Annotated in this window: 24 protein-coding genes; 16 read left to right on the forward strand and 8 right to left on the reverse strand. The window is 39.8% G+C overall.

The genetic code is table 11. From position 1 onward, the window contains the following. Positions 1-26 precede the first annotated feature (26 nt). Positions 27-158 carry a YjcZ family sporulation protein gene (locus tag V7108_RS07980; protein ID WP_335567817.1) on the reverse strand — a complete coding sequence of 44 codons (132 nt, stop codon included), beginning with the start codon at positions 156-158 and terminating at the stop codon, positions 27-29. Between the two features lie 274 nt (positions 159-432). Between V7108_RS07980 and V7108_RS07985 the strand changes: the two genes are divergently transcribed. From V7108_RS07985 to V7108_RS08015, 7 genes are all read left to right on the forward strand, one after another. Beyond that, positions 433-738, forward strand: coding sequence for a hypothetical protein (locus V7108_RS07985; protein ID WP_335567818.1), 306 nt, complete (start codon positions 433-435; stop codon positions 736-738). A 209-nt stretch (positions 739-947) separates the two neighbouring features. Further along, positions 948-3110 carry a xanthine dehydrogenase family protein molybdopterin-binding subunit gene (locus tag V7108_RS07990; RefSeq protein ID WP_335568127.1) on the forward strand — a complete coding sequence of 721 codons (2163 nt, stop codon included), beginning with the start codon at positions 948-950 and terminating at the stop codon, positions 3108-3110. Beyond that, positions 3107-3583 carry a (2Fe-2S)-binding protein gene (locus tag V7108_RS07995; protein WP_335567819.1) on the forward strand — a complete coding sequence of 159 codons (477 nt, stop codon included), beginning with the start codon at positions 3107-3109 and terminating at the stop codon, positions 3581-3583. Before V7108_RS07990 ends, V7108_RS07995 begins: the two co-directional genes overlap by 4 nt. Continuing rightward, positions 3568-4443 (forward strand): FAD binding domain-containing protein, encoded by an 876-nt coding sequence (locus V7108_RS08000; RefSeq protein WP_335567820.1) that lies wholly within the window; start codon positions 3568-3570, stop codon positions 4441-4443. Before V7108_RS07995 ends, V7108_RS08000 begins: the two co-directional genes overlap by 16 nt. 216 nt (positions 4444-4659) lie before the next feature. Beyond that, complete coding sequence (locus V7108_RS08005) at positions 4660-5454, forward strand: XdhC family protein (RefSeq protein ID WP_335567821.1); 795 nt, start codon at positions 4660-4662, stop codon at positions 5452-5454. A gap of 104 nt (positions 5455-5558) precedes the next feature. Then, positions 5559-5987 (forward strand): hypothetical protein, encoded by a 429-nt coding sequence (locus tag V7108_RS08010; RefSeq protein ID WP_335567822.1) that lies wholly within the window; start codon positions 5559-5561, stop codon positions 5985-5987. Next, positions 5923-6510 carry an NAD(P)-dependent oxidoreductase gene (locus tag V7108_RS08015; RefSeq protein ID WP_335567823.1) on the forward strand — a complete coding sequence of 196 codons (588 nt, stop codon included), beginning with the start codon at positions 5923-5925 and terminating at the stop codon, positions 6508-6510. The genes V7108_RS08010 and V7108_RS08015 overlap by 65 nt, the downstream gene beginning before the upstream one ends. A gap of 39 nt (positions 6511-6549) precedes the next feature. Here V7108_RS08015 and V7108_RS08020 read toward each other — a convergent pair whose 3' ends face one another. The 3 genes from V7108_RS08020 to V7108_RS08030 form a co-directional block, all read right to left on the reverse strand. Next, positions 6550-7137 carry a DUF421 domain-containing protein gene (locus V7108_RS08020; RefSeq protein WP_335567824.1) on the reverse strand — a complete coding sequence of 196 codons (588 nt, stop codon included), beginning with the start codon at positions 7135-7137 and terminating at the stop codon, positions 6550-6552. Between the two features lie 31 nt (positions 7138-7168). Continuing rightward, entirely contained in the window at positions 7169-7624 is a 456-nt protein-coding gene (locus V7108_RS08025; protein WP_335567825.1) for a hypothetical protein, read from the reverse strand. Between the two features lie 139 nt (positions 7625-7763). After that, positions 7764-8039 (reverse strand): hypothetical protein, encoded by a 276-nt coding sequence (locus V7108_RS08030; RefSeq protein WP_335567826.1) that lies wholly within the window; start codon positions 8037-8039, stop codon positions 7764-7766. Positions 8040-8363: 324 nt separating this feature from the next. Between V7108_RS08030 and glpK the strand changes: the two genes are divergently transcribed. The 8 genes from glpK to V7108_RS08070 all read left to right on the forward strand — a co-directional run bounded on the left by glpK (position 8364) and on the right by V7108_RS08070 (position 17256). Beyond that, on the forward strand, positions 8364-9854 hold the full coding sequence (gene glpK, locus V7108_RS08035; protein WP_335567827.1) for a glycerol kinase GlpK: 1491 nt from the start codon (positions 8364-8366) through the stop codon (positions 9852-9854). A gap of 38 nt (positions 9855-9892) precedes the next feature. After that, the gene (locus V7108_RS08040) at positions 9893-10444 is read left to right on the forward strand and encodes a glycerol-3-phosphate responsive antiterminator (protein ID WP_335514673.1); all 552 of its coding nucleotides are present in this window, start codon (positions 9893-9895) and stop codon (positions 10442-10444) included. 182 nt (positions 10445-10626) lie between these two features. Next, a complete protein-coding gene (locus tag V7108_RS08045) occupies positions 10627-12303 on the forward strand; it encodes a glycerol-3-phosphate dehydrogenase/oxidase (protein WP_335567828.1) in 1677 nt (558 codons plus the stop codon). Between the two features lie 687 nt (positions 12304-12990). Then, entirely contained in the window at positions 12991-13533 is a 543-nt protein-coding gene (gene ssuE / locus V7108_RS08050) for an NADPH-dependent FMN reductase (RefSeq protein WP_335567829.1), read from the forward strand. A 30-nt stretch (positions 13534-13563) separates the two neighbouring features. Further along, the gene (locus V7108_RS08055) at positions 13564-14544 is read left to right on the forward strand and encodes a sulfonate ABC transporter substrate-binding protein (protein WP_335567830.1); all 981 of its coding nucleotides are present in this window, start codon (positions 13564-13566) and stop codon (positions 14542-14544) included. 14 nt (positions 14545-14558) lie between these two features. Further along, positions 14559-15692, forward strand: coding sequence for an FMNH2-dependent alkanesulfonate monooxygenase (gene ssuD, locus V7108_RS08060; protein ID WP_335567831.1), 1134 nt, complete (start codon positions 14559-14561; stop codon positions 15690-15692). Between the two features lie 7 nt (positions 15693-15699). Further along, a complete protein-coding gene (locus V7108_RS08065) occupies positions 15700-16458 on the forward strand; it encodes an ABC transporter permease subunit (protein WP_335567832.1) in 759 nt (252 codons plus the stop codon). A gap of 15 nt (positions 16459-16473) precedes the next feature. Then, a complete protein-coding gene (locus V7108_RS08070) occupies positions 16474-17256 on the forward strand; it encodes an ABC transporter ATP-binding protein (RefSeq protein WP_335567833.1) in 783 nt (260 codons plus the stop codon). A gap of 132 nt (positions 17257-17388) precedes the next feature. Here V7108_RS08070 and V7108_RS08075 read toward each other — a convergent pair whose 3' ends face one another. The 4 genes from V7108_RS08075 to V7108_RS08090 form a co-directional block, all read right to left on the reverse strand. Further along, a complete protein-coding gene (locus V7108_RS08075) occupies positions 17389-18174 on the reverse strand; it encodes an ABC transporter permease (protein ID WP_335567834.1) in 786 nt (261 codons plus the stop codon). Positions 18175-18177: 3 nt separating this feature from the next. Then, complete coding sequence (locus tag V7108_RS08080) at positions 18178-18969, reverse strand: ABC transporter permease (protein WP_335567835.1); 792 nt, start codon at positions 18967-18969, stop codon at positions 18178-18180. Next, positions 18966-19964 carry an ABC transporter ATP-binding protein gene (locus V7108_RS08085; protein WP_335514663.1) on the reverse strand — a complete coding sequence of 333 codons (999 nt, stop codon included), beginning with the start codon at positions 19962-19964 and terminating at the stop codon, positions 18966-18968. Before V7108_RS08085 ends, V7108_RS08080 begins: the two co-directional genes overlap by 4 nt. Positions 19965-20072: 108 nt before the next feature. Beyond that, positions 20073-20900 (reverse strand): MerR family transcriptional regulator, encoded by an 828-nt coding sequence (locus V7108_RS08090; protein ID WP_335567836.1) that lies wholly within the window; start codon positions 20898-20900, stop codon positions 20073-20075. 92 nt (positions 20901-20992) lie between these two features. Here V7108_RS08090 and norA point away from each other — a divergent pair, with 92 nt between their 5' ends. Continuing rightward, a complete protein-coding gene (gene norA, locus V7108_RS08095; protein WP_335567837.1) occupies positions 20993-22177 on the forward strand; it encodes a multidrug efflux MFS transporter NorA in 1185 nt (394 codons plus the stop codon). Positions 22178-22250: the final 73 nt, after the last annotated feature.

Here is a 22250-nt window from a genome sequence, read left to right on the forward strand (position 1 = left end):
TTTATATAAAAAAGGCAGTTTGAGAACTAACACCAACTAGACAGTACGATAATCAACAGAATAAACAATACAACGATTAGTACAAAGCTACTGCCGTTATAGCCGCCACTATACCCGCCACTATAGCCATAACCGCCACAACCGTATCCAAATCCCATATCTTCACCACCTCTTGGAAATCCGAAAATAAATATCCCTTTATATATATTTCTTAAGACAAGAATGGTTTGGACATTTACCATAAGGGTTAAGACAAAATCAGCAATTTGCATAAACAGTTTCTAAAAATACAAAAAGGCGTCTGAAATTCATGCAAACGCCTTTTCAGTGGGTATTTATAAACTCTTTTTATTTTTGGTACAAACATACACACTCGGATACAAAAACAATCATAGTTTATTTAAATGAGTAAAAAGAGAGGAGAAGAAGTCAGTGGCGGGGAATGACAATAAACAAAAAAAAAAGCCGAAGGAAGAAATAAAGTTCGAAGAACATGTCATGCCTTTAGAAAAATACAATTTAGTTCACAATTGGAAACTCATAATGCAATTCAATTTTGCTTTATTTACAAACAAAGATGAATACGTAATTATTAATAATAAAGATGAATATATAGCTCGTTTTAGCATTACCGATGTAGGAGTAATTGAATTAAAAAAAACGTCAAAGGACTTAACTCCAAAGATTGATTTTAAGAATAAAACGATAAAGTTCCCTATTTATTACAAAGCACAGTAAATGATGAGTATTAATAATAAAAAAATTACATTTAACGCAGTTGATTCGATTCAGCCTTCCAAACCGAATCAAACTGCTTTTTTATTACAAAAATTCTTGATTGAAATGATTCATAATTCATCACTCTTATTTATAGAATCGTAGGAAGAGGATTCTATTCATTATATGTCAGCTTTTAAAAAATGAGTCGAAGGGTGTTGTTGGAAGGAATGAATCTTAAAGACATAAGCACCTCAGTGCCCAGAAAGGATCATAAAGGAAAAGTATCTGGACAGATGCCCTATATTAGTGACGTGAAAGTAGAAAACATGGTTTATGGCGTACTTTATCGGTCGCCTATTGCCTATGGAAAAATCAAATCCATTCAATTACCAAACCTTCCGGAAGGATATGAAGCGGTTGGTGCAGAGCATATACCTGGACCGAACTATGTCAAAATTATCAAAGAAGATCAGCCCATTTTTGCCAATAAGTGGGTCAATTATATTGGTGAGCCGATTCTCATGCTCGTTGGAAAAGACCTAGAGATACTGTACCAGTTATTAAATGAAATGAAGGTCGAAATCGAAGAACATGAGGCTATTTATACATTAGACGAAGCGATAAAACAAATTTTAGACCCAGGTGTAACGATGGCTTGCTATGAATTTGGGGAAAGCTTAGCAGACATTTCAGCTATTGAGCAGAAAGCCTACAAAATAATCGAAGAAGAATATGAAACCGGTTATCAGGAGCATGTCTACTTGGAGCCACAAGGAATGCTCGCGATTTATAAGGATGATGAAATTGTCGTCCAGGGATCGATGCAGTGTCTGTATTATATAAAAAATGCTTTAATAAATGCTTTAGCGTGTGGTGACGATGACGTCAGAGTGGTGCAAAGCCCTACCGGCGGGGGCTTTGGCGGAAAAGAAGAGTTTCCTTCGATGATGGCGTGTCACGTAGCTATAGCTGCAAAGGCAGTCAAAAAATCGATAATGCTCGTGTTCGACCGTTCAGAAGATATGGTGGTGACGACAAAAAGGCACCCGGCCAAATTTAAATACCGAACCGCCCTTGATGAGGAAGGAAATATTTTAAGCATGTGTGTAGATCTTTTTCTAGATGGAGGAGCGAATGAGGGGTTAAGCTCTGTCGTGCTTCAGCGTGCATTACTAAATAGTGCGGGTGTTTATAAAATTCCGCATTTTCATGCCAAAGGCTATGTTTTAAAAACCAATACCGTTCCAAATGGTGCCTTCAGAGGCTTTGGTGCGCCCCAAAGCTTTGCTGGAATTGAAAGTCATATCGGTCATCTTAGTAAACTAGCAAACATCGATCCACTTGACTATAAACGAAAATACCTCGTCAAACAAGGAGACCCCACCATCACCAAAGGAAATTTCCGCGATCCAATTTTAATGGAAGAAATGATAGAAGACTTGCTCAATACCTCGGATTACAAAAAGAAAAAAACAGAGTTTCAAACGTTCAATCAGCAAAACCTGCGTTTTAAAAAAGGGATGGGAACTTCATTGTTTCTCCATGGTTGTGGATTTACAGGCAGCGGGGAGAGAGACCATATTAAAGCAAAGGTAAAGTTGGTCAAATCAAAGGACGACCAGGTGTCTCTAAAAATATCAAATTCTGATATGGGACAAGGCATTTACACCACGCTTTGTAAAATTGTTGCCAAAGAATTAGACCTTCCATTTGAAAATGTCCTTTACCCAGCTCCCGATACAAAAGAAGTTCCCGACTCTGGTCCGACCGTAGCATCCAGGACGACGATGATTGTTGGTAAATTACTTGAACGTGCTGCAAAAAAACTGAAGGCTCAGTGGCAATCAGGGGTAGAACAGGAAGTGGTAGAGGACTATGTTCATCGCGAAATGATTCCTTGGAATGAGAAAACTTTTACGGGGGATGCATACCCTGCCTATTCATGGGGTGTAAATATCGTGGAAGTAGAAGTAGATACGTTGACCGGAAATGTAAAGTTGGAAAAAGTATACGCCAATTATGAAGTAGGAAAGGTCATCGATGACAGAGTGATGAAAGGGCAAATAGACGGTGGTTTAGCTCAAGGATTGGCGTACGGCTATTTAGAAAAAATGACGTCAAAACAAGGAAGAATCCAACAAAAAAGCATATCCGATTACGGTCCTCCGACTTCATTGGATGTTGTGCCAATTGAAAGCAAGGTTTTTGATAACCCCTATGCAGACGGACCATACGGCGCCAAGGGTGCAGGTGAGTTGACATTAATTGGCGGCGCACCAGCTGTCCAAGGTGCAATAGAGGATGCCCTGCAAACTTCTTTTCAGCAAATTCCAATTACACCTGAAGTCATAATTGAACGTCTTTGGATGGAGGAAGGTGAAGAAGGTTGATTACATTTACTCTTAATGGAAGAACGATAGTAACGGGCGCTCCGCCTACAACAAGATTACTAGATTTAATTCGAGATGAGTATCAGTTAATTGGAACAAAGGAAGGCTGCGGGGAAGGAGAATGCGGAGCCTGCTGCGTGTTTGTGAATAACCTTCTGCAAAACAGCTGTCTGATTCCGATTGGCGCAATTGATGGCGCCGAAATTGTTACGATCGAAGGGATCATGGAAAGTGAGCAATTTAAGATTTTAGATGAGAGCTATTCCCATGCCGGTGGAGTGCAATGCGGATACTGTATTCCTGGGATGGTGATGGCAAGTGCCGCCCTTTTATTCAAAAATCCGCATCCTTCAGAAGCTGAAATTCGTGAAGGGATTTCTGGGAACCTGTGCCGTTGTACGGGCTACAACATGATTGTTGATGCGATTAATCTGGCAGCGAAAAAAGGGGACGGCTTATGGCAGAAAAAATAATCGCGTACCGATTCGAAAGGTTGGACGAAACCTTGAGCCAATTGAGTAAAGAAAACTGTTTGATTATGGCTGGAGGAACCGATGTCATGGTCCTTCACAAAAGTCGCAGGGGAGTGCCTCCGAAAATTACGAAACCGGTCGTTTTTATTGATCATCTTTCTGAGCTAAAGCGGGTGTACAAAAGAGGTAAGGATGTCTATATTGGCGCATGCTGCACCTATAGTGAATTACTAGAAAACCCGTTAATTCCTAATGCCTTAAAGGACGCAATCAAAGCTATTGCGGCACCGGCGATTCGAAACAGAGGGACATTGGGTGGCAATATTTGCAACGCTTCCCCCGCGGGTGACACACTGCCACTTTTATATGTATATAACGCAAAACTTTTACTGCGGTCTGTTACTGGTGAACGTGTGGTTTCCATTAGTGATTTTATTCAAGGTGTGAGAAGGATTCAACGGAGTTCTAATGAGATTTTAGTCGAAATTATTTTGCCCTCCGTATTAGAAGAAGGGGCTAATGTGGTTTTTGAGAAAGTGGGCAACCGCAACGCAGATGCCATTGCCAAAGTGGGGTTTGCAGGTTATATTCGGGCAAATGGCGCTGTCATTGAGGATGTTCGCTTTGCCTTTGGGGCGGTTGGACCTACGATGGTTCGGTCCGTTGATATAGAGAAGAAACTGCTTGGGAAGACCATCCCGTTAGTGGATGCTGACATCGCTCAGGTGGTGGCAGCTTTCGATAAAATCATCAAACCAATCGACGATCAGCGCTCCACAGCCGTATATAGAAAAACAGTCGCCTTAAATCTTTTACGTTATTTTCTTAGTAGAAAGCAATACCCACCGAACGAATGGTAAAAAGCTATGTTAATTTTCGTTGCTGATTTCTTGGGAAGCGGTTTAATAATTCGATGAAGGACAAATCAGAAAAGATTACAGTGAGATTTGTCCTTCATGAGGGGGATGAAGGACTAATCATAAGAAATCCCAACGAGATTGGTCCTTCATAAGGAATTCTATGGAAAAACAAAATTTGTTTTAACAAAACCATGTTGATAAAGGAGGGAGCTAGTCATGCTACTGATGGAAAAAGTGGCTTTGCTGACTCGCCAAAACGAAAACTTTGCACTAGCGATGATTATTGAATCAAAAGGCTCGACTCCCAGGCATGTTGGGAAAATGATTGTCTATCGGGATGGTACGATTGAAGGCACGGTCGGAGGGGGCTTGGCTGAACACTATATCATTGAAGAAAGTGTAAAAGCTCTTCAAATGGGGAAATCAAAAATCGTTGAATACAAATTGAATAAACATGCGAAAGACGGAATTCAAATGAATTGCGGCGGTACAATAAGGGTGTTTATTGAAATCTATCAAAGCAGACCAGAACTCATTTTGGCCGGCGCCGGACATCTGGCTTCTGCTCTTGCAAAGCTCGCGGATATGCTTGAATATCCCTATTGCGTGGTGGATGACCGTATTGGTTATGCTACGAAAGAACGCTTTCCCAATGCAACCAACATTTTTGTGAATGAGGATATTGGCGAGGCTTTACTCGAGGCCGGACCAACAGAAAGGTCATATGTGATCATTGTTACAAAAGACCGTGATGATATTGTATTAAAAACGGCACTGCAATTTCCAATAGCCTATGTGGGGATGGTCGCCAGCAAGCGCAAAACGATAACTATATTTGAAAAATTAAAAAGTGAAGGCATCACAGAAGAACAGCTGGAGCAGGTACATTCGCCCACCGGATTAGAAATTGGCTCGGAAACAACAGAAGAAATTGCTATCAGCATTATTGGAGAAATCATCAAACTAAGCAGAGAAACGAAGCCTATTAAAGTAAAGCAGTTAAATAGATAAGTTAAAAAGGGGCAATGGTATTTTGCCAATTTCCCCTTTTGCTTTTAATCTGTTATTTTTTATTATAGATAGAAATTAAAAAATGACAGAGAGGAATTGTTACTATGAATATATGTGTTTTAGACGGCTATGCATTAAATCCTGGTGATTTAAGTTGGAGTGAATTGATTCAGATTGGGGAAATTGCTATTTACGACCGGACACCTGAGGAGCTTATTGTAGAAAGAGCTGTAAACGCTGAAATCGTCTTAACGAACAAAACCCCCTTAAGCAGGGGTACTCTCGACTGTCTACCTAAACTAAAGTATATTGGGGTATTGGCAACAGGCTTCGATGTTGTCGATATTCAGGCTGCTAAAGAACGAGGAATCGTAGTAACGAACATTCCCGCTTATGGTACGGAATCAGTGGCTCAAATGGTATTTGCGCTGATTCTTGAACATTGCAATCATGTGCAGCGCCACAGTGATGCCGTTATGGACGGGCAGTGGGGAAAGAATCCTGATTGGTGCTTCTGGAACTACGCTTGTTGAGTTGGCAGGTAAGACGATTGGCATTATCGGTTTAGGACGAATTGGGCTACAAACTGCCAGAATTGCTTCAGCTTTTGGAATGCATATTTTGGCATATGGCAATCATCATCGCGAAATGGACCTGCCTAATTTTCAATGGTGCGATTTGAATGAATTGATGATGTTATCTGATGTCGTTAGCTTGCACTGCCCATTGACCAAGGAAACGGAAGGGATTATAAACTCCAAAAATTTATCAATGATGAAACCAACCGCTATTATTATTAACACGTCACGCGGCAAGTTAGTCAATAATAAAGATTTAGCAGATGCGCTCAATACAGGAAAGATTGGCGGCGCAGGACTGGATGTGCTGGCGGTAGAGCCTCCAGAGGATAGCAATCCTCTGCTGCATGCAAAAAATTGTATTATCACGCCACACATAGCTTGGGCTACGAAGGAAGCACGCACCAAGCTTTTGGATATAGCAGTTGAAAATATAAAGGCATTTATCGACTCGAACCCAAAGAATGTTATCCAATAGACTGGTAACACTGGTCCACCATTCTCCCTTCGGTGGACTTTACTTTTTATTAGATAGACTTTTAGCAATGGGGAAGAAGCCTGGAACTTTCTCGAATATATTGTCATCTTTATTGGTTTGGTTATTTGGTATATTACCTTTTTGATCTTTGTGAAGACTTTCTATTAACTCTTTACGGGTAATCGGTCGAGCATGTTCCATTAATTCATACCCTAACCCGCCATCGGATTCGAGTGTAGCGGTTTTTACATCAGAAATATACGAAATGCCTTCTTGCCGGAGTTTAGCTTCAAGTTGTTCAGTTGTCATTCGTAATTTTTTTAAGTTGTCAAATTCAATTTGACCATTAAGTATAACAATAATGGCATTACCTGATATGTAGCGGTGAATAATCGTAAACTTTAATTGTAGATATTGAACGAACACTAGATAAATCACAAACAAAGTTAAAATTACTATTATTTGCCAAAGCTTGTGTTCTCTGATTGCATGTCCCATTGTGGTTCCAATACCTAAGATGATTATGACCTCAAGGCTGGACATTTGAGCAATAGATTTTTTTCCAGCAAGCCTAAGGAGAAGGGTGCTGGCAACAAGTAAAAGCAGGGTTTCTCCAATAAATTCCATACCCAATTACTCACCTCACAAAAATATGTAATTATCTAGAAGTAGTCCTTTGTTCAAAAGGAAATCGAAATGTTTTTAAATACATTGAAAGGTGATAATGGAACACAGCCATCACTCCGCCTATTAAATCGGATAGTAAATCCAGGTTTGTATCCAGCAGGCTGGGTTGATTTTTGATTATCGGTTTAAAAATTTCATCTTCCATAAACTCCAATAATTCATAAATCGTACCCAATGCTAATGAAAGAATTAGTAAAAATAAAATGGTCAGTCTTTTGTTGGTTAATTTTATTTTAATAAATTGCTGGATGACAAAAAATATCCAAAGTGCCAAGGCATAGGTGCCAAATATATGCTGCAATCTGTCATACATCCAAGAGGTTACATATAGATTAAAATAGTCACCAAGTAGGTCGTTAAACGTAATGGAAAGTAAAGTTACGACCCTAATATAAAAAGGGATCCGCCAGTTCTGTTTTTTCTCCAAAATCATATCATTCTCATATAGTCGAAGTTTTTAATTTTAAAAAGTGCTATGATACAAATGATTTGGATACCTATAAAGAGGATATCGACAACTTTTTCATTATATCTGTTTGATGCCACGGATTTTTCCCTTTTTCTATTCATATCTGTTTTCTAAATGCCAACAGTGTGGTTTTTAATGAAGCATATGAACCAATGGCAGCATATCCATAAAACCAACCCATAAAAAGACCTGCTATGAAATGGTGACGATGGCTGATAAAAATAGAAATGCATAAACCAAGGATAAGCGCTATGGTCGGAACATATTTTTTCTTTATAGGGAAAAAAATCTTTATTAGCTGAGTAATCAACATGACCATGGGAACAGCAATCACAGCGTCCCAAAAGTTTGTATGTATAGTCGGAAAGTCCAAGGGATCCACCTACTTAACAGGAATATGTTCTAACAATCAAAAGATCATCACAAATCAAACACACCATTACTATTTACTTGATAGTATATATTTATTACCTGTTTATATTATAAGATGTAATATATTGACAACGTTTACAACGTGGAATACAATTTATTTAAGTTAACATTTTGTGTCGGAGACTAGGAGATTCACACTGATTAACCTATTTTAATAGGTTTCTTCTGTGTAAGTCTCTATTTTTTTACGTCAGTTCTTTATATGGTTAAATTTTTAGGAAGTAAAGGGGCAGAACATTTTAACGGATGAGGGGAATAGATTGAAATGGAAAAATATATTTTATCTTTAGATCAAGGAACGACAAGTTCGAGGGCCATTCTGTTTAATAAAAAAGGTGAAATTGTCCATTCTGCTCAGAAAGAATTTACACAATATTTTCCTAAACCAGGCTGGGTTGAACATAATGCAAATGAGATTTGGGGCTCTGTACTGGCTGTTATTGCCGGTGTTTTAACTGAATCGGGAACGAAGCCTGAACAGATATACGGGATTGGTATTACGAATCAGCGTGAAACGACTGTCATTTGGGATCGAGAAACGGGAAATCCAGTCTATAATGCCATTGTATGGCAGTCACGCCAAACGAGCGGAATTTGCGATGAGTTAATGGAAAAAGGATATAATAACCTGTTTAGAGAAAAAACGGGTTTATTAATCGATGCTTATTTTTCAGGAACAAAGATTAAATGGATTCTAGACAATGTAGAGGATGCCAGAGAAAAAGCAGAACAAGGGAAATTGCTATTTGGCACGATTGACACTTGGTTAATTTGGAAGTTGTCTGGCGGGAAAGCACATGTCACAGACTACAGTAATGCCTCAAGGACGTTACTATTTAATATTTATGATTTAACTTGGGATGAGGAATTGTTAAACATTTTAGGAGTTCCTAAATCGATGCTTCCAGAAGTAAAATCATCATCTGAAATTTATGCGCACACGATAGATTATCATTTTTTTGGACAGCAAGTTCCGATTGCTGGAGCGGCGGGTGACCAGCAGGCTGCTTTATTTGGGCAGGCATGTTTTGAAAAAGGAATGGCCAAGAATACGTATGGTACAGGTTGTTTTATGTTGATGAATACAGGCGAAAAAGCAGTTCGTTCTGAACATGGCCTTCTCACGACCATTGCCTGGGGACTAAATGGAAAGGTAGAATATGCGCTGGAAGGCAGTATTTTCGTTGCTGGTTCAGCTGTCCAGTGGCTTCGAGATGGGTTACGATTATTAAAGGATGCTAAACATAGTGAAGTATTAGCAAGAAAAGTCGAGTCAGCTGATGGAGTGTATGTTGTTCCTGCTTTTGTTGGGTTAGGAACACCTTATTGGGATAGTGATGTTCGCGGTGCTGTGTTTGGGTTAACACGCGGGACGACAAAAGAGCATTTTGTTCGGGCAACATTGGAGTCCCTTGGTTATCAAACGAAGGATGTTTTAGGTGCAATGGAAAGTGATTCTGGTATTGAAGTGAAAACGCTCCGGGTAGACGGTGGTGCGGTAAGGAACAATTTCCTCATGCAGTTCCAAAGTGATTTGTTAAATGTCCCTGTTGAAAGACCAGTGGTGAATGAAACCACCGCCCTCGGAGCTGCCTATCTTGCCGGTCTCGCAACAGGATTCTGGGAAAGCCAGGAAGTGATTGCAAGCCAGTGGGCAATTGACCAAAATTTCCAACCAGCAATGACAGAAGAAAATCGAGAAAAACTATACAATGGCTGGAAAAAGGCAGTAAAAGCTGCGATGGCGTTTAAATAAGTAAGTCTGTTTCATTATTAAAAAGCGGGAGGTCAAAGATGCATAAAATATTACCTGCTTCGACTTCCTTACGGGACTTCGAAAAATTCTTAACGAGTGACTATGAGATTGGCTTATTCTTGGATGTTCATATTGCACAATTAAAGAATATCGCGTTGATGGCTAAGCAACATAGGAAGAAAATGATTTATCATTTGGATCTTATACAAGGATTAAAAAATGATGAATATGGAACAGAATTTATTTGTCAGGAATACAAGCCATTAGGCATTATTTCAACAAAGTCTGGTGTGATCCTAAAAGCGAAACAAAAAGGGGTAATCGCCATTCAACGGATGTTTTTATTGGATTCTTATGCATTAGAAAAGAGCTACGCCATTATTGAAAAGACAAAACCAGATTATGTGGAGGTCCTGCCGGGCGTCATTCCTTCCATGATTAAAGAAATAAAAGATCGTACACAGACAAAAATTATTGCAGGCGGACTAATCCGCACGGTAGAGGATGCCGAAAATGTTCTTGAAGCTGGAGCTGAGTCAATTACCACTTCCAATAAAGAAATTTGGGACCATTTTAAAGGCAGATTGTAGAAATTACTTTATAAGCATTTTTTACCTTTTCTAAGATGAAATACTAAGTTATAATAATAATAAGTTAATAGTTGACGGTATGAGATGTGGAGAGGCCAAAAACGAAGTTATAGCTTTTGCTATAATGCAGTTTTTGGTCTCTTTTTTATACTTAATGAAACTTCACATAGGAGGAACTAATAATGTCAGAATTATTTTCAGCATTAAAAAGAGAAGAGGGGCTTAACATCATGTCAGAGGAGCAATATGACATGTTGATTATCGGCGGAGGCATCACCGGTGCCGGAATCGCTTTGGATGCGGTCCTTCGAGGAATGAAAGTGGCATTAGTGGAAATGCAGGACTTCGCTGCAGGTACCTCTAGTCGATCAACAAAGCTGGTCCATGGCGGGTTGCGTTACTTAAAGCAGTTTCAGGTGGGAATGGTGGCGGAAGTGGGAAAAGAACGGGCTATCGTTTATGAAAATGGTCCACATGTCACCACACCAGAATGGATGCTCCTCCCGCTGCATAAAGGCGGAACATTCGGTACGATAAGTACATCGATCGGCTTACGGGTTTATGATTTTTTAGCTGGAGTGAAAAAATCGGAGCGCCGCAGCATGCTTTCTCGAAATGAGACCATTGAAAAAGAGCCGCTGGTCAAAAAAGAAGGACTTAAGGGCGCAGGGTATTACGTAGAATACCGAACCGATGATGCCCGTTTGACGATTGAAGTGTTAAAAGCGGCCTTTGAGAATGGGGCTCATCTGTTGAACTATGTAAAAGCTGAGGAGTTTATCTATCATAATAATGTGATAACCGGTGTCAAGGTAAGGGATATGCTTTCAAATAAGGTAGTTGTTATTCAGGCGAACAAAGTGGTGAATGCAGGAGGTCCTTGGGTCGATAGTATTCGGAAAAAAGATTACGCTCGAAATAATAAGCAGCTGCGATTAACGAAAGGTGTCCATCTGGTGATCGACCAGTCTGTTTTCCCGCTGTGTCAAGCGGTTTACTTCGATACTCCAGATGGACGGATGGTGTTCGCGATTCCCCGTGATGGAAAAACTTATGTGGGAACAACCGATACATTCTATGATGGAGACGCAGCACATCCTAAAATGCTGACAAAAGACCGTGAATATCTACTAAAAGCCATTCATTTTATGTTTCCAGAGGTTAAGGTAACTGAAAATTACATTGAATCAAGCTGGGCCGGTGTTCGTCCATTAATATATGAAGAAGGAAAGGACCCTTCAGAGATTTCCCGTAAAGATGAAATTTGGGAAGCGGAGAGTGGTCTTATAACGATTGCGGGTGGGAAGCTAACCGGATATCGGAAGATGGCAGAATCCGTAGTGGACTTGATTGCAGCACGCCTCGATGAAAAAGGGCAAAAGTTTAAAGAAGCACGAACCAAAAAATTTCCAATTTCAGGCGGGAATGTTGGAGGCTCGAAAGGTTTTCAATCACTTATTACCCTTAAGGAACAGGGAGCAACGGGTTATGGATTGACAAAGGAAGAAGGACGCAGGTTCGTTCAAATATACGGATCAAATGTGGATGAACTTTTCAAGTACGCTAGAATCTATGATGAATTGGAAAAGGTAAAGCTAACAAGGGGCGTTTATGCACAAGTCATGTATTCGATTGAGCATGAAATGGTAACGACCCCTGCAGACTTTTTTATCCGCAGAACCGGGGCGTTATATTTCAACATCGACTGGGTCCATTCGTGGAAGGATGAAGTCATTGCTTTCATGGAAGAGAAATTTGGCTGGAATCAGAAACAAAGTGCTCAATATAAAGAAGAGTTGGAAAAAGAATTAACCGATGCTGTTATCCCTGTTGATGAACAACTTAATAATTCCATTTAATGGTAATATTATTAATATTAAAAAAGTTCCTGGCACCATTCGGTAATAATGGAAGGTGCCTGGCACTTTTCAGTCTTTACTACTAGAAGAAAAATTTTAGTTCCAAGCCCCACGATATTTATTTCGCCTGCATTCCAGAGAAATAGCAATACCAAAGAAAAGGATTCCCATGACTGGCGTGAAAAAGTACCTTGTAAAGTAAGTCATCTGTACCAAGCCTTTTTTATCACCTCCTGTTTGGCCTCCCCATACATTGAATCGATCAATTAAGTTTCCCAGCATATAATCTTGACTAAATCACTCAAGATTCAACCCGTAAAAAAATGGTTGACAATGTTGGAAAATTTTGATAAATTAATTCATAGTTAACCAATCGGAATAATGAAGGTTCGATCAGACCACTGAAGGCCTTGCAATGTTGAAATCTCAAGATTAAATATTGCGGGGCCTATTTTGTTTTCCTTTACTAAATTTAGGATGGAAACATGTGGGAGACTTTATTAGGAAGACTGTAAAAGAAAGGAGACAAGATTAATCAATTAAACAAAACATCCCATCCCCACAGTAATTTAGGGGCAAATCGAATAATCATGACGACCGATCAGACAGCTGAAGGTCCTTAACTTATTAAAGGGTTAGGGGCCTTTTTATTTTTAAAATAATTTATTAAAAAAAGGAGTAATGTAAATGTCTAAAATCTTAATTATTTCAGGGAGCCCTGCCACTGTTTCACGAACGGCAGCCATTGCTTCATTTGTCAGTAATATCCTCGTAGAAGGAGGAAATGAGGTAGAACAGGTTTCCGTTAGGGATTTTCCTGCCGAAGCGCTGTTACATGCACAGTTTAACCATCCAGAAATAAAGAAAGCCCTACAGTTAGTAGAACAGTCAGATGCACTGATTGTGGTGAGTCCTGTTTATAAAGCCAGTTTCCCAGGAATTTTGAAAAGCTTTTTTGATTTGCTGCCGGAGAAAAGTCTGGGTGGAAAAAAAGTGCTGGCGATTGCCTCAGGTGGGACGATTGCTCATCTGTTGACACTGGAATATGCATTTAAACCTTTATTTTCTACCCTTGGTGCACGTGAAATCCCTCAAGGAGTCTATATCGTTGATTCACAGGTAAGCTATTCCGGTGAGCAGTTAAATTTCATTGACCTTCACCTTAAAGAAAGACTGGAATCAGCCGTGGTTGAATTACAGGCATCCTTAGACCTTTTAATACAGTATTAAAAAAATACAGAAAAATCAGGAGGTATACCAATGAAGTCAATACGAAATAAATTCATGCTGATTAGCATGACACTGTTTTTATTTTTACTAAGTGCATGCACCAATCAAAATTTCACAGAAAAGGCTTCCGCGGATAAGAGTGGAAGTGCAACCATTCACATCGGTTATCAAAAGTTTGGTTCCCTGAATTTCCTAAAAGCAAAAGGAACATTGGAAAAGAAGCTAGAGCCTCTGGGATATAAGGTAGAATGGATTGAGTTTCCTGGCGGTCCTCAGCTCCTAGAAGCATTAAATGTAGGCAGCCTGGATTTCGGGCATACTGGTGAGGCACCTCCGATCTTTGCTCAGGCAGCAGGCGCTCCATTGGTCTATTTCGCTAATGAGCCGGCTAATCCAAAGGGTGAGGGAATCCTTGTTCCTAAAGATTCAGAGATTAAGAGTATTAAAGATTTAAAAGGAAAAAAGGTAGCCTTAAACAAAGGGTCTAATGTTCATTATTTGTTAGTTAGAGCATTGGAAGAAAATGGAGTGAAATATGAAGATATCGAAACGGCCTTTTTACCTCCATCAGATGCAAGAGCTGCCTTTGAAAAAGGGGCTGTGGATGCCTGGGTCATTTGGGATCCATTCTTAGCAGAAGCGCAAAAACAAACAGGAGCTCGTATTTTGGCAGATGGTACAGGGCTAGTCAATAATCGTGAGTTCTTCCTAGCCTCTAAGACATTTGCCGAAAAACATCCGAAGGTTCTTGAAATCCTGATTGAGGAATTAGGAAAAGAAGAGCAGTGGGTGAAGAATAACCAATCAGAAGCAGCTGAATATTTAGTTCCGCAAATCGGAATCGATAAGGAAACACTGGAAGTCGTACTCGGACGCAGAGCATTCGGCATTGAAAAGATTACGAAGGAACGAATTAAGGATCAACAAGAAATTGCCGACAAATTTTTTGAACTACAGTTAATCCCGATGGAAATTAGCACATCCGAAGCACAATGGAACCCAAAAGAGTAAGAGGAGGAAATATGATGAATGTATTTTGGTTTATTCCCACGCATGGAGACTCACGATATTTAGGTGTAACGACCGGGGGAAGAGAAGTGAATACTCCTTATCTCCAGCAAATCGCTCAAGCCGTTGACAATCTCGGATTTACGGGTGCATTACTGCCGACTGGAAGATCCTGCGAAGACGCTTGGGTGGTTGCGAGTTCGTTAATTCCGGTAACCTCACGTATGAAATTTTTGGTGGCAGTTCGTCCTGGTATTATGTCGCCAACCAATGCAGCCCGGATGGCTGCAACTTTTGACCGGTTATCGAATGGCAGACTTCTTATTAACGTCGTAACCGGTGGCGATCCTGTGGAACTTGCGGGTGATGGAATCCATCTATTTCACCAAGAACGGTATGAGCTGACCGATGAATATCTAACGATTTGGAAGGACCTACTTGAAAAAGGAGAAGCGAATTATTCAGGTACCCATTTAGAGGTTTCGGGGGCTAAGCAATTATATCCTCCAGTTCAGAAACCATATCCTCCACTTTATTTTGGGGGCTCTTCGGCAATTGGACAGCAAATTGCGGTGGATCATGTCGATGTTTATTTAACATGGGGCGAGCCGCCAAAGCAAGTCGAAGAAAAGATAAAAGCTGTGAAAAAATTAGCTCAGGAACGAGAAAGAACAGTTCGTTTCGGCATCCGCCTCCATGTCATAGTTCGGGAGACAGAACAAGAGGCATGGGACGCGGCCAACAAGTTAATTAAGTATGTCGATGACGATATGATAGCTGCATCACAAAAGGTCTTTTCCCGGATGGACTCTGTTGGACAAAAGAGAATGTCAGAGCTTCATAGAGGCAGGAGAGATCATTTAGAAATCAGCCCTAACCTTTGGGCTGGGGTCGGGTTGGTACGAGGCGGTGCGGGTACCGCTCTAGTTGGAGACCCAGAAACAGTGGCCAAACGAATGAAAGAATACGAGGAAATTGGAATCGAAACGTTTATTTTATCAGGCTATCCACATTTGGAAGAGGCCTACCGCGTATCGGAGTTATTGTTCCCACACTTGAATTTAGAGGGACTAAAGCCTTCAACCATCGTCAGTCCATTTGGTGAGATTGTGGCCAACAGCATTTTACCCAAAAATAGGGCAGTGAGGTAGGAGGCAAATGAAAACGAAAAAAATTTTACCTTGGATTTTTCCTGCTGTATTAATTATCGCTTGGCAAGTATCTTCTTCCACCGGGATACTCTCCAATAGAGTACTCCCAAATCCGCTGGATATCTTTACTGCAGCCGGTGACCTGATGAAGAACGGCCAGCTTGTATCGGATGTCTGGACCAGTACCAAAAGAGCCTTTGTTGGGTTTTTGATTGGCGGGGGAATCGGTTTTGCATTAGGGTTGGTTAACGGTATATCGAAAATCTCAGAAAGTTTGCTGGATTCATCAATTCAAATGATCCGCAATATCCCGCACCTGGCATTACTGCCCATTGTAATCCTGTGGTTTGGGATTGGTGAGGAAGCGAAACTATTTCTCGTTGCCCTTGGAACGTTTTTCCCAATTTATCTAAATACCTACCATGGAATTCGTTCGGTTGACCCTTCCTTGATTGAAATGGCGTATGTATATGAACTAAAAGGATTTTCATTGTTTTGGCATGTCATATTTCCCGCTGCATTACCATCCATCCTTGTCGGGGTAAGATTTGCGCTGGGAATTACCTGGGTAACATTAATTGTGGCGGAAACGATTGCCGCTGATTCGGGAATTGGCTACATGGCAATGAATGCTAGGGAATTTATGCAACTGGATGTCGTGATTTTGAGTATTCTGCTTTACGCACTATTAGGAAAACTGTCTGATGTGATGGCAAAGCTAGCGGAAAAACAATTTTTAAAATGGCATCCAAGCCATCAGAAGTAAGAGGGGGAAAAGAAGATGGCAACGAAACAACCGATAATCGACCTTTCAAATATCCGTAAAGAATTTGATGGGAATGAAGTTTTAAGAAGTATTGATTTACAGGTAAATCGGGGAGAGTTTATTGCAGTCGTTGGAAAAAGCGGCTGCGGCAAGAGCACCTTACTGCGTATTATGGCGGGTCTCGAAGCACCCAATTCAGGTAAATTAGTCGTAAACGGTATGGAATTAAAAGGGCGTAATGATTTGGCTAAAATCATGTTCCAGGATGGAAGGCTTCTCCCTTGGAAAAAGGTATATGATAATGTAGCACTGGGGCTAAAAAAGGAAGCTCAGAAAGACCAGATTGATAAAGTCCTGAAACAAGTAGGATTGGCGGACCGTGCCTCTTCTTGGCCCTCTGAGCTTTCAGGGGGTCAAAAACAAAGGGTAGCACTTGCTAGAGCACTGATTCATGAGCCGGAACTGTTATTACTAGATGAACCGCTCGGTGCTTTAGATGCTTTGACCCGACTCGAAATGCATGAATTGATTGAAGGATTGTGGAGTGAGAAGCAATTAACAGCAATTCTGGTGACCCACGATGTTGAGGAAGCAGTAGCGTTAGCGAACCGAGTCATTTTAATTGAGGAAGGGAGGGTTGTACTCGAAGTTCCTGTCCGTCTTCCCTATCCAAGGCACCGGGACCACCCTCTATTCACGAAACTAGTCAGTCAAATCTTAAATAAAATTATGGGTCATAAACAACGGGGGATTGCAACGGAGGTAGCTGCTGCAAGCTTGCCGGCCATGGAATGGTGAAATTCAATTTGGTATATTACCCCGATTTTAAAAGCTTCCGACCTGAATCTGGCCGGAAGCTTTTATATCTATTTTAAGTACATCCAAAAATAAATACAGCAAATCTGTAAAACTTTTCCTTAATAAAAAATATTAATTCCCAGCCCCGCGATATTTTTTTACGCCGGTATTCCAGAGAAAAATCGCCATCCCGAAGAAAAGAATTCCCATCACAGGTGTAAAAAAGGCGTAGCCAACCCATTCTTCTCTATTTAAAAAGTATGATGCTGGATACACCCCGACAAAGGCGAAAGGTAAAATCCACGTTAACACAAATTGAATCACTTTGTTGTAAATATTGACAGGGTAGCGGCCGTAATTGCTGATATTGTACATCATGGGCATGATATCGGTGCGGCTGTCTGACCAAAAACCAATCGTGGCAATCGAAATAAAGATCCCAGCATAAATAAAAGCTCCGCCCATAACCATAACGATAAAGATTAAAACATCATACCAAACAAAGGTTAAGTCAAGGTTCACCATCGCATATCCCATAATCAGTAAACCGGTAATGACACCAAATAAAGATTCCAGTTCCATCCGTTCCATGATAATTTGGAAAAGGCTGTGAACAGGGCGAGTTAAGACCCGGTCCATTTCTCCTTTGACAATATAACGTTCATTAAAGTCCCATATGTTAAAAAAGGATGAAAATAAGGCATAAGGAACAAGGAAAAATCCATAAATAAAAATGATTTCATCACGGTTCCAGCCGCCTAAAGCAGCTGTATGGCGAAATACGATTAAAATGAAAATTAAATTGACGGCTTGTGACAATAGATCTGAAAAGATTTCAATTACCGTATCAACACGATATGTAAACCTAGTCTTTAAATATTGAGAGGCATATTGAAAGAACAATGATAGATAAAACATTGGTCAGCCCCCTTGTACGATTAAGTGTTTTTTTGCGAGCAGCCATAAAAGGAAGATCGGAATCAGTAAGATGAAAACCCAGAACGCTTGCAGGAGCAAGGCGTTATAAATCTCCTGACCGACAAACCCTTCTGTAAATATCATACTAGGAACATAGCTGATTGCTTGAAATGGCAAATAGGACATCAAGTCCTGAGCCCAGCCTGGATAAAAAGAGATTGGCAGCAGCAAACCTGAGAACAAATCGATTACAACACGTTTTGCCCGAATCAGCCCTGTGTTATTAAACAAAAAGAACGTCATAATCCCCGTTAATAAGTTGATATGAGTATTGATAATAAAACTAAAAACAAGCGAGAGGAAAAACAACATCCACGTTGTCAAACTAGCATCAAAGCGGACAGGAAAAATTAATGCCACAATGATCATGCCTGGGACTGAGAAAAACAATAAGCGGAAGATTCCTTCCCCGAGTGCCTGCATGGTTTTCATTCCTAAATAGTTATACGGACGAATCATTTCAATCGCGACTTTGCCATCTTTGATTTCAGCTGCAATTTCACGATCAATATTGTTGTAATAAAACGCTCTTGCCATCCAGGCGACAGCCAAATATGTGGTCATTTGGATGACGGACAATCCTTGAATTTCTTCTTTTCCTCCATAAATTGCAGACCATAAAAAATAGTAAGCTCCTATATTAATACTATAAATTAAAATCCCGCTATAATAGTTTGTCCGGTAGGCAAGCATCATTAAAAAACGAACCCGGATCATTTCTAAATACATACTCATGTCAGGGCCATTCCTTCTTCATAAATCTTCCGGACAATCTCTTCGGTAGAAACTTCATTTATTCGGACATTTTTAATCGGATTTCGTTGTACCACATCACTTATTAATTTAGATACAAGTTGTTCATCCCCATTAATATACCCGAGCCAGGTGGTCGCATCCTTTTGTTCCCATTGAATATTTTCAGTGCGAGGCAGGGAACTGCGAGGGACTTCTGACAAAAATTCAAATTCGATTTGTTTTCCTTCCACCGCATGTGCTTGAAGTTGATTCAGCTTGCCGTCATAGATAATTTTACCTTCATCTAATAGTACAACGCGTTCACAAAGGGCTTCAATATCCGTTAAGTCATGTGTCGTCAAGAGAATGGTGGTCTTATATTGCTCGTTAATTTCCTGTAGAAACTTACGAATTTTTAATTTCACCAATACATCCAGCCCAATCGTTGGCTCGTCCAAAAAGAGGAGGGGAGGATTATGTACGAGAGCAGCAGCTAATTCACAGCGCATTCGCTGTCCAAGCGAAAGCTTTCGCACCGGTTTATCTAGTAAAGGACCGATTTCTAACGTCTCTATCACATGGCCCATGTGATGGTTATAGTCTTCATCCGAGACACGGTATACCTTTTTTAATAACCGGAAACTCTCTTGTACCGCGATATCCCACCATAGCTGTGAACGCTGACCAAACACCACGCCAATGGTTCGCACGAATTCTTCCCGCTGCTTATGCGGGTTCATCCCATTGACGATAATGGAACCGGATGTAGGCGTTAAAATACCGGTTAACATTTTTATCGTCGTTGATTTACCAGCACCGTTTTCTCCAATATAGCCAACCATTTCTCCTTGTTTAACCGTTAAGGAAATATTATCAACAGCTGCATGGACTTTGTAATTCCGCGTAAATAAATCCCTAAATGCTCCAGCCAAACCTGGCCGGCTTGAATAGGAATTAAATTCTTTTCGTAAATTTTGTACCTCAATGACATTCATTTCGTTTCCCCCTAATAATAGAAAAAGAAAAACATGATAACATAAACGTATTACCAAATTTAAATATTAACGTGAGCAGGTTATTCATGCAAGCAGGATGATTGAAGATTATGTCTGCTTGACTTGTATCATAATTTTGGTGACATAATCCTCCTTATGATTCTTTACAACTGAATCATAGATATATTCTTCGAAAACATATTCACCTATCGTCACATTTAACTTTTCCATCTCTAAAAAAAGCCGGTTATAGGTGAGATGTATGGTGTGCACATCCCCGATATGATAGCCGATGATAAAATCACCCTTAACACTTTTAAAATACGGATGTCCTTCTTTTGGATTTGGCTGTTCAATATATAAAAAGCTGTAATTGGTGTATTCACCTTTTAGTACTTGCTCTCGCTTCGTGATAACACCTATGGGATATCCGGTATCAAGATGTGATTCGTTCAATTCATTTAGAAAGTCTGAAACAACTTCGACAAATTCCTCTTCTGTTATATTTTCAATGTTTCTACTTAAATAAAGTGTTTTTTCTGGTAATGGTTCAAGTGTAATTTGATGAAAATCAAGGTGTGACGCTTCTTCTATTAATGCTATTTGTGCCTCGATAAACTTTTCCTTCATTTCTATCTCCTGACGCTTTTTCACAATCTCATCTTTCTTTTGATACATTAACGACAAATAACTTTCAGGAGATTTCGTTTGCATATAGAGTTGAATATCGTTAAGCGACATATCAAGATCTTTTAATAAATCGATAACAAAGAATAACTCGATTTGGTGAATTGAATAATAACGGTACCCTTTTTCATTTTTCAATATCGGCGATAAGAGTCCAATTTGATCATAATAAAAGAGAGTCTGTTTGTTTACTTTACAAAGCTTCGCAAATTCGCCCGTAGTTAAATATTTCCCAGTCTTTTGATTCATTTTTTACAGCACCACCCTTGACTATATAGTAACTATATACACTAGGATGGGGATTGTAAACAACAAGTGTTTGGTTAAGGAGAATATAGAAGATGAAGTCTCAAAAAGTCACTTTAGGATTATTATTACTGAATTTATTCATAGCTTTTTTGGGGATTGGACTTGTGATTCCAGTTTTACCAACGCTGATGAATGAATTAGGCATAACAGGAACAACCATTGGTTATTTAACAGCCGCTTTCGCCATTGCTCAATTGATTGTTTCACCATTTGCAGGGAAAGCAGTGGATCAATTCGGCAGGAAAATTATGATTGTCATTGGCTTATTTATTTTCGGCATATCTGAATTTTTATTTGGAATCGGCAAAGAAATAGAAATGTTATTTTTCTCCCGTATTTTAGGTGGAATTAGCGCTGCCTTCATTATGCCGGCAGTTACTGCTTATATTGCAGATATCACAACTTTGGATACTCGTCCCAAAGCACTTGGTTATATGTCAGCTGCTATTAGTACCGGATTTATCATTGGTCCGGGTATTGGTGGATTCTTAGCCGAATTTGGAACACGTGTACCATTTTTATTCGCAGGTGCACTTGGTACAATCGCTGGTATTCTTTCGATTATTTTATTATCTGAGCCAAATCGTCCAGGGGAAAATAATGAACAAGTCTCAGAAACGAAGAATAGTTTCAAACGTGTACTTGAACCAAAATATTTCCTAGCATTTGTTTTAATTTTTATTGGCTCATTTGGTTTAGCAGCTTTTGAATCGTTCTTTAGTTTATTTGTTGACCACAAATTTCAATTTAAACCATCGGATATAGCCATTGTTATCACAGGTGGTGCTATTATTGGTGCAGTTTCACAAGTCATTTTATTTGATAGACTTACGCGAATTTGGGGTGAAATTAAACTGATCCGCTACAGCTTACTTTTATCTGCCGTGCTGGTCTTTTTAATGACCGTTGTTCATTCGTATTTCTCTATTTTACTTGTTACCTTTATTGTTTTTGTAGGATTCGATTTATTCCGACCAGCAGTAACTTCCTATCTTTCAAATATCGCTGGAAATGAACAAGGGTTTGTTGGAGGAATGAACTCGATGTTTACCAGTTTAGCGAATATTAGCGGGCCCATTCTAGGGGGGATTTTATTTGATATAGATATTAACTACCCTTACTACTTTGCGACTGTCATATTAGCTCTGGGAATCGTGATAACATTGTTTTGGAAGAAACAAACAAAACGTTCCTCTATCGAAGTGAAGGCTAGTTAATAATAAAAATTTACCTTCCCTAATTAGAATTGTGCGGAAACTAGTGTCAATAATATATCAAGGCTGTTTGTAG

This window comes from Neobacillus vireti (genome assembly GCF_036962345.1).
Lineage (GTDB): Bacteria > Bacillota > Bacilli > Bacillales > Cytobacillaceae > Neobacillus > Neobacillus vireti_A.